This is a genomic window from Streptomyces aureus, assembly GCF_001418135.1.
GTDB lineage: Bacteria > Actinomycetota > Actinomycetes > Streptomycetales > Streptomycetaceae > Streptomyces > Streptomyces aureus_A.
On sequence record NZ_LIPQ01000604.1, the window covers coordinates 1 to 8,349 of the forward strand.

At 71.1% G+C, this 8,349-nt stretch carries 6 protein-coding genes and 3 pseudogenes; 4 read left to right on the plus strand and 5 right to left on the minus strand.

All coding sequences use genetic code 11. The features are described 5' to 3' along the window. A pseudogene (locus AOK00_RS34820) lies at positions 1 to 409 on the minus strand (hypothetical protein); the annotation flags it as partial. Between the two features lie 581 nt (positions 410 to 990). Continuing rightward, on the minus strand, positions 991 to 1,704 hold the full coding sequence (locus AOK00_RS34825) for an alpha/beta fold hydrolase (RefSeq protein WP_055604126.1): 714 nt from the start codon (positions 1,702 to 1,704) through the stop codon (positions 991 to 993). Positions 1,705 to 1,918: 214 nt separating this feature from the next. On the opposite strand from AOK00_RS34825, the gene AOK00_RS34830 reads away from it, so the two are divergent. Next, complete coding sequence (locus AOK00_RS34830) at positions 1,919 to 2,488, plus strand: hypothetical protein (protein WP_055604127.1); 570 nt, start codon at positions 1,919 to 1,921, stop codon at positions 2,486 to 2,488. A gap of 51 nt (positions 2,489 to 2,539) precedes the next feature. Further along, a pseudogene (locus AOK00_RS37925) lies at positions 2,540 to 2,762 on the plus strand (IS5/IS1182 family transposase); the annotation flags it as partial. A gap of 418 nt (positions 2,763 to 3,180) precedes the next feature. Here AOK00_RS37925 and AOK00_RS34835 read toward each other — a convergent pair. Next, entirely contained in the window at positions 3,181 to 3,513 is a 333-nt protein-coding gene (locus AOK00_RS34835) for a hypothetical protein (protein ID WP_055604128.1), read from the minus strand. A gap of 311 nt (positions 3,514 to 3,824) precedes the next feature. Here AOK00_RS34835 and AOK00_RS34840 point away from each other — a divergent pair, with 311 nt between their 5' ends. After that, entirely contained in the window at positions 3,825 to 4,556 is a 732-nt protein-coding gene (locus AOK00_RS34840; protein WP_055604131.1) for an ATP-grasp domain-containing protein, read from the plus strand. 72 nt (positions 4,557 to 4,628) lie between these two features. On the opposite strand, the pseudogene AOK00_RS34845 reads toward AOK00_RS34840, so the two are convergent. Next, positions 4,629 to 4,859: pseudogene (locus AOK00_RS34845) on the minus strand (aldo/keto reductase); the annotation flags it as partial. 100 nt (positions 4,860 to 4,959) lie between these two features. Beyond that, positions 4,960 to 6,486 (minus strand): hypothetical protein, encoded by a 1,527-nt coding sequence (locus tag AOK00_RS34850; RefSeq protein WP_055604130.1) that lies wholly within the window; start codon positions 6,484 to 6,486, stop codon positions 4,960 to 4,962. 380 nt (positions 6,487 to 6,866) lie between these two features. Here AOK00_RS34850 and AOK00_RS34855 point away from each other — a divergent pair. Further along, positions 6,867 to 8,349 (plus strand): sensor histidine kinase (locus tag AOK00_RS34855; protein ID WP_063886708.1); only part of this gene is annotated, 1,483 nt, incomplete at its 3' end.

The window sequence follows — 8,349 nt, forward strand, 5'->3', positions numbered from 1 at the left end:
CGTCGGTCCACGGGGCGGCGTGCTGCGGATCCTCGCCGCGCAGGACGGCCCGGCACTCGTAGGCCTCGACCACGACGGTGTGCGAGCCTCCGTTGAGCAGTCCCACCTGCCATTCGGGTACGCCGCCCCGGAGGTGCCCGGTCGTCCAGTCGGCGCGCCAGCCCAGCATCGGCCGCACGGTGCGGGCGTACTGGGCCCGGGCGAGGACCGCGCCGGCCGCGACCGCGAGCAGGCTGCCGAGCGGCTCCATGTCGAGCAGCTGCAGTCGCCACGGCCATTCGGCCCGGGCCTCCGCCGTCACGTTGGCCCGGGCGGCCTCCCATCCGAGCACCGTCGTGAGCAGGACGAGCAGCACGATCGGCACCGTGAAGAGCAACGGGCTGCGTCGCACCCGCCGTTGAGCGTCCACCTCGATGGTCGGCCCACCCCGCCTGAACCTGCCCACGTTCACTCCCCCGGTTCCGAACAACGGCCCCCCGGCCGCTCGTACGACCCGGCGCCCCGACCGGCTCATGGTGCCCGAACCGGGAGCGGCAGACCAGGGCCTGTGTCGAAAGTGGATCTTGCCCCGTGAATGATCTTCATTCATGGGGCGGGGTGATCTCGCTGATGAACAGTGGGCCGTGTTGGAGCCGTTGTTGCCGATGGGGACGAAGGCGGGGCGTTCGCCCGTCCGGCCCCGGCGGCAGAGATCGACGCCTTACGGTTCCGGGTCCGAACGGGCGTTCCGTGACGGGACCGGCCCGTCGAGTACGGCCCGTGGTGCAGGGTCTACGCCTTGTTCCGCCGATGGCAGTGAAACGGCACCTGGCACCGGGTCTTCAGCCGGCTCCAGTCCCTGGCCGATGCGAAGGGTGCGATCGTGTGGGATCTGAGCGTCGATTCCACGGTGTGACGCGCCCATCAGGACGCGGCTGGAGCCCGGCAGCGAGTGGGTGACCAGCACACATCAAGCGAGTCCGAAACCAGCCCGCAGGCATGGAGGTGCTCTCACTCCACGGCAGCATTGAGGAGAATCTGCGCCAGCTCGCGCGGCTGGGAGAACATCGGCCAATGGCCGGTGTCCATCTTGACCAGCCGCCAGCGCTTGCTGTTCAGCAGCTCAGCCACGTCTTCGTCGGGCTCGGCGTCGTCAGGCTCGGCCCCCGGCATCACGCACAGGATGTATGTCGCCGGAAGTTCACCGAGCGGCCCCGCCAGCACAGCGGGCTCGGTCAGCGTGGCACCCGGGTGAGGCGTCGAGCCCCGCACGAGGCGTGCGATCTGCTCATCGGTGAGACCCTCGCCGTCGTAATGAGCAGCCGGCGCGAGCGGCCAGAACCCTCCGTTCTCGGCGATCGACGCCTCCACTGCCGCCCCGCCGTCCGGCCAGGCGGAGGCAAACGACTCGCCGTCAGTTGGAACACTTGCGTCGACGAATACCACGCGGGCCAGTCGGTCACCGATCCGCTCCGCGGCCTGACCTACCGGGATGCCCGAGTAGCTGTGACCCACCAGGACTACGTCACGCAGACCTTGGCGTTCCACCTCGGCAACGATGTCCTGGACGTGAGTCGCTTGCCCCGCCGGTACACCCTGCTTGTCAGCAAGACCGGACAGGGTCAACGGATGGACGCCGTGGCCGGCCGCGCGCAGATACGGCACCACCTCACCCCACGCCCACGCCCCGAGCCGTGCACCTGCAACCAACACGAAATTCACCATGCGCGCACCGTAGCCGGGCAGCCTGACGATCTCCTAGAAAATACTTTCGATGCACGCCCCAAGGGCTGTCCCGAAATCCAGTGCCGGGCTGGGGCGCCCCTGCCCCAGGGCTGGAGGTGGAGGTTACTGGCCCGGCACTTGCGTGTGGTGCCTGGCCCAGGAAGAGTTTCGCGGACGCCGTTCGGGGCGAAGTCATGAGGGCAGGGGCAGAGAGATGTGCGTGATGGATGCGGCGGTCAAAGAGGCTGCCGTTTCCCGGTTCCTCCGCGAGCATCCGCAGATGGAGCGAGCTGCGTGCGACCACCCCGCGCTGCTGGGCTGCACGGATGTCGACTGGTCGCAGATTCCCGGGTGCCCTGCCGGGATCCCGGTCCTGCTCCGCAGTCTCCTGGATGAGACAGCCGGCCCCGCGGCTCTGCCGGTACTGGAGAACGTCCTGATGAACAGCGTCTTCCACGTGAGCGCCGTGATGCCGGCCGTCCTACCCTTCCTGATCCGCCTGGCAGCTGTCCCTGGCATCGCGGTGCGGTCCGACCTGGTAGAACTCTTGGTCCTTGCCGCGGATCTATCTCTGCCCGTCAACGGCGACGATGAACGCCAGGTGATGATGTTCGGGAATGACTGCGATCACCCGGAACGCGATTGGTGCAGGGCTGCCTTCGCCGCACACGCTTCCGACCTGCGCACGTTGCTGGAGGAGGGGAGCCTTCCGGACGAATTGATCAGCGTGGACGACCGCGAGTGTCTGCTCAGGGCTGTGGAACCGCAGCGATGTCCCTCCTGACTGCCCGCAGGCCGGCCCTGCGGTCCGTGAAAAGATCTTGCGGCGTCTGGTGTGATTGCGGCGTCGGAGCCTTCCTGGACAGCCCCGTGCACTGGGTTGAGTCCCCGCGCTTGACACGTTGCTGACACAGTTGCGGCGTGAAGGAGCTGACGCGGTCCGCAGAGGCCGACTGTGGAGCTTGCCGCTGGAGGACCGGGTCATGCCGGTCACGGCTTACTGGCGCACCAGCTTGACGGTACGGCAGCTCGCACCACCGTTCGGCGTCTCGAACGCGAATGAACGGAATCGCCCACCTGCACAACCTCGCACTCGGCCGATAGGCAAGCCGAGCGGGCAGGAGCCGGTCACGGCCCACCGACTCAAAGATCTTTACGGGACAGCCCTCAGGCAGTGTCCTGGCGATCGACAGCGGACACCTCTTGGACCGAGCGATCACCCACCACTCGCCCCGCGCTCCTGGCCGTGGCCGCTGCTCAGTTGAGCCGTTGACACGAGTGGCCTCCGGCGGATCCAAGCCGAGGCTGACGCGGCGAGATCGACCGGGGCAGCTCGGTCGACTCGACGTCCGTGCGCGCGCACCACCAAGCCGTCGGCGCCCCGGCACGCTCCGCCGCCCGTCCTGAGGGGGACCCGCCCGGACGGTCAGAGCCGCTCGGGTCCGGGGCGGAACCGGTCGTACGCCGTAAACGACATCACTCACCGATCTGGGTGTGTGCCGGTCCTGAGTCGTATCGGTCGAGAAACTCGTTCGACGTGAGGTCGAGCGCATGGAGTTTGGAGAACACCTCCGTACCCGCGCCCACCTCCTCGTCGACTTCGGAGATCCGGTATGCCTGCATCATGTCGAGGACTTCGAAGTCGTTCTCCGCTGCATACTCGGCCGACTCCCGCTCAGCCAGTTCGAGGGCGTCGTCGAGGGACCGCGCCCGGAACAGGACGACGCGCTCCTCGTAGGGGCGGTTCTCCCAGGTCAGCCATCGGTAGAAGGTTCTGACGCCGTACCACGCCTTCGGCTCCTGCTTCATCGCCGGTCTGCCACGTCCCCTCGTGCTACACCGTGATCACGGTGAAGAAAGATCCACTTCCGCAACAGGCCCAAGTGCGCGAGCCCGGCGCATTCCCCGCTCAACGGCACCGTCGGCCGTCGGCCTCGAAGCCGGTGTCACCCTAACCGGATACCGAGGCGGACCCGCGACGGCTCGGGCCTACGCGCCTCCGCCGGTGCTGCCGCCGCAAACCGGAGGCGGCCGGGACGGGGTGAGGTCTAGCCTGGCGGCTTTGCACGTCGCGAAGGAGAGTTGCGGTGCTGGTCATGCCTGGGCGGCGGACGTCGACGATGGAGCTGTTGGCCGTGGAGGCGGCGGGGCGGGGGATGGTGGTCGCCGCCGCGGAGGAGGTCTCCGCGGCGCCGGGACCCGCGTACTGGTACGGGGGGCCGGTGGCAGGCGCGCGGTTGGCCGGGCGGCTGGGGTTCGCGCTGCTCGAACCGGCGGACGACTGGCTTGCCGAGCTGCCGGAGGAGTTCACCGGACGGGAGGTCCGCGCGGCGACCGTCCTGGATGCGTGGGCGATCGAGCGGCCGACGTTCGTCAAGCCGCCGCGGGACAAGTCCTTCCCGGCGGACGTCTACACAGAGGGTTCCCGGCTGCCCGCCGGTCTGGACCCGGACACGCCGGTGCTGCTCTCCGATGTGGTGACCTTCGCCGCCGAGTACCGGCTGTTCCTGCTCGACGGACAGATCGCCGCGGGCAGTCGGTACGCGGTGTTCGGCCGACTCGACCCACACCCGCTCGACGAGCAGGGGCCCGTCGCCGCGGAGATCACCGAGTTCGTCGGCCGTCTGGTCGCCGCAGCCGGGCCCGCCCTGCCGAGCGCCGTCGTCGTGGACGTCGGACAGCTGCTCGACACATACCGCCCGGGCCATCGGTGGGCTGTGGTGGAAGCCAATATGGCGTGGTTCTCCCACGCGTACGCCGCTGACCCGGCGCGCGTGCTGGACGTAGTGCTACGAGCGGCGGGGCCGCGCGAGCACGTGAAACCGGCGGATCTGCCGTTCGTGCGGAAGTGACGGGTGCGGCCCTGTGCGCATCCGGCGCGGACACCCTGGAGGGGTGGGGCATCCGCGCCGGTTCCGGGGCTGTCAGTCGACGCGGCGCTTGGCGAGCCAGTCGACCATGGCGGGGTCGTGGTGGTCGAAGAAGAGGGTGTTGCCGGTGTCGAGCGTGGCGACGGCGGCCATCTGCTCGTCGGTGAGTTCGAAGTCGAAGATGTCGAAGTTCTCGGCCATGCGCTCGGCGCGGACGGACTTGGGGATGGCGACGACGCCGCGCTGGGTGAGCCAGCGCAGGACGACCTGGGCGACTCCTGAGCCCACTTCCGGAGCCCGGCCCTCGGAGAGATCGCCGCGAAACGCCACTGCGCGACAAGCTACGACGGTCGCGTAGTCGCCTGGTGCGGCGGATCGGGATGGCCTAGCCCTGCCGCAAGGGCGATGATCCGCGTCGGCTTGTCGGCGCTGGGGTGGCGGCTCCGTTCAAGCAGCGGTCGAGGAGTGCGTGCATGCGGGGGACGGGGAGGGACGGGTTGGCCGCGGCGCCCTCTGCCGTGCGGGGGTCGGCGAGGAGGGCCTCCAGGGCCTCCGGTGTCAGGCTCGGATTGGCGGCGGCTGCCCTGCACACCGCCTCGTCGAGGTCTTCCACCGGGGGCACGAGCAGGGTGGGATCGGCTGCGGCCAGAGCCCGTACCTCGGGATCCGGGTGGTCGATGAGGTGGGTGCGGCCGGTGCGCGGGAAGCCGGGCAGGGTCAACAGGTGCGGACGGTGGGCCGGGCGGGTGACGAAGACGTCCAGGAGGAGGTGTGGCGGAGCCAGCGGGTGGTGGCAGGCCAGGCGGATCCGTACCTCCTCGTCGTCGTCCTGCGCGAGTGTCGCGACGAGTTCCGCCGGCAGGCCGGGCCAGCTCGCCGCTACCCGGCGGAGCACCGGTTCCTCGGACGCCGCGCACGCGGCGAACCAGTCGGGGGACGGGCCGGGGGCCGGCTCGGTGATCGGGCAGGTGCAGTCCGGACCGTGCCCGATGACCTGGCGGATCGCCCAGTACTCCGCCCAGGTGCGGGGGAAGGGGTGGAGTCGTGCGCGCATCCGCACGTACTCGTCCGGGTCCTCTCTCAGCTCCGCTGCCAGTTCCGGCCCCACGTCGGGCCGGGCGGCGACCATCGCGCGGACCTGGGCCTCGGGGTGGCGGGCGAGTCGGGCAACGGCGTCGGCAGGGGTGTGCCGGTTCCACGTCAGGGGCTGCACCGTGCCGTCCGTGAAGCACTGCTCGACGAGCGCGGGCGACAGGGCGCACGTGCCGAGCGTGTGCGGTTTGCTGAGCGAGCCGATGGACGGCAGCTCGGCCTCCACCCGCTCCGGGTCCAGCTCCCAGCTCCCGTCCTGCGCCGCTTGGCGGACCGAGGGGTCCGGATCGTCGAGCAGCGCCGCCCGCTGCGCCGGGGTGAGCGACTGCCACCTATAGGTGGCCCGTATCCGGAGTTCGGGGTGCTCGCTGTCGGCCATGGAGCGGTGGAAGGACGGCGGGATCTGCCGGGACGAGTCGAGCTCCGCGCTGATCTCCTTCTCGGTGAGCATGCCGTCCTCGCCCCCGTCCCGGGCGGTCAGGAGGGTCACGAGGATGTCGTCCGGCAGCGGTCGGACCCGTCGGGGATAGTGACGGGGGCCGGCTGCGAGCCACCCGCGGACGAGCCCCGACGGGTCCGTCGCCAAGGGGGCGAGCCGCGCCGGGTCGACGTACACGTTGCGGGCGAGGGCGCGACGGATCTCTCTGGCCGGGTGGTGGAGGGCCGCCTCGATGACGGCGTCGGGCAGGTCGCGGCCTTCGCACATCGACAGGCCGGGCCCACCGGACGCGGGGTCCACCAGGCGTATCAGTACGTCGGAAGGCGCCGCCGGATTGAAGGCGATGCCGCGCAGCCACGGTTCATGCAGAGAGTCGGACACCGCGTCATCCTGCCATCTCGCCCCTTGAGCCGGGCCGCCCGGACGGCCACTTCTCCCCGCACATCGCGGCGTCGCCGCTGCTGTGGCCTCTTGGAGACGACCGCGGTGACGGTGTCGGCCCACGCGCGAATCCCCCACCGTCCGCCCCGCCGGGGTGAGTAGGGCGGAGCGCGGAACCGAGGGACAGTCAGGAAGCGTTTACTGGGCCGTACTTCCTGTGGGGTCAACAAGTTCGGACCTTCTTGGGCGCAATACCGGAAAAATATGCCCTCGCATGAATGCCGATCCGATCACAAGAGTTCCGAACTGATCAACAACACATCTATAGTGCCGTCGTTGCGACTCCCTTCCCCGTGTGCCCGCTCCCGAGAGTCTGGTTGATGTCGGCGTCACCCACCCCCTTCCGTCCTGCCCTGACCGCCTCGCTGCTGACCGCCGCCGCGGGTGGTGCCCTCGCCGCGGCCGCGGTCGCCGCGGCACCGGGCGGAGTCCGCGCGCCGCTCGGCTGGTTCGCCGCCTGCGGCGTCCTGCTGCTCTCCGCCGCGGCCTTCGCCGTGACCTGGTACGGGCGGACCTCGCGCGTCCTCGCCCGGAGGGCCGAGACCCTCGCCGCCGAAGTCGCCTCCAAGGACGCGTACCTCGCCGGGTTCCAGGCCACCGCCGAGCGCGAGGCGGCCACCCTCAGGGACCGCCACGACGCGGAGACCGCCGCCGCCCGAGCGGCGCGGGCGGCCCAGGCCGAGGAGATCGCCCGGTCCCACGCGGCCGAGGTCGCCGTACTGGTCCGGGAACACTCCGCCGAGACCGCGCGGCTCGAAACCCGGCTGCGCCGCGCCGAGTCCGGACGGTCCGCGGCCATGGCCGCCGCGGCCAACGCCGCCGGCCGCATGCAGGCCCTCGCGACGAGCATGCTCGCCGACCTCCGGGAGATGGAGAACCGGCACGCCGACGAGGACGTCCTCACCGACCTGCTCCACCTCGACCACCGCACCGCGCAGGCGGGCCGGCTCGCCGACTCCGTCGCCGTGCTGAGCGGCGCCAGGTCCGGCCGGCGCTGGGCCCGCCCCATCGTCATGGAGTCGATACTCCGCGGCGCCATGGGCCGTATCAGCGGCTACCAGCGGGTGCGGCTGCACTCCAGCAGCGACGCGGCCGTCGCCGGGCACGCGGCCGAGGGCGTCATGCACGCCCTGGCCGAACTCATGGACAACGCGGCGAACTTCTCGCCGCCCACCGCCGAGGTGCACGTCTATGTCGAGGAGGTCCCGGCCGGCGTCATCATCGCCATCGAGGACAGCGGCCTCGTGATGAGCGACGTGCAGCAGCGCCGCGCGGAGGCCGCCGTCGGCTCCGCACCGCAGGACCTGGCCGGTCTCTCCGGCACCCGCCTCGGCCTCGCGGTCGTCGGCCGGCTGGCGCGCAAGCACGGCCTCACCGTGTCGTTCCGTCCCTCCGCGCGTGGCGGCACCGGCGCTCTGCTGATGCTGCCGCAGGAGCTGATCAGCCACGCGCCCGCGGAGCCGGCGGCCACGCCGGCCGACGCTCTGCCGCCGGTCTCGGGCCGCGCCCTGTCCGCGCCGGCCACGACCAGCGCCCCGGCCACGGCCCCCGAGCCCGAGACCGTGCACGACAGCGCGGCCGAGAGCACCGGCGAGCACCCGCGGTTCGGCGAGAGCGGCCTGCCCCAGCGCCGCCGCGGCCGGGCCATGGCCGCCGCCCACCCCGAGGGCCCGCAAGCCGCCGCGAAGACGCCTGCCGAAGGGCCGCGCACCGGCGCGGCCGCCGGTGCGGCGAACCGGTTCGGTTCCTTCCGCCGCGCGGTCCGCGGCACCACCGACCGGCCGGACGGCGAGCCTGAGGGCG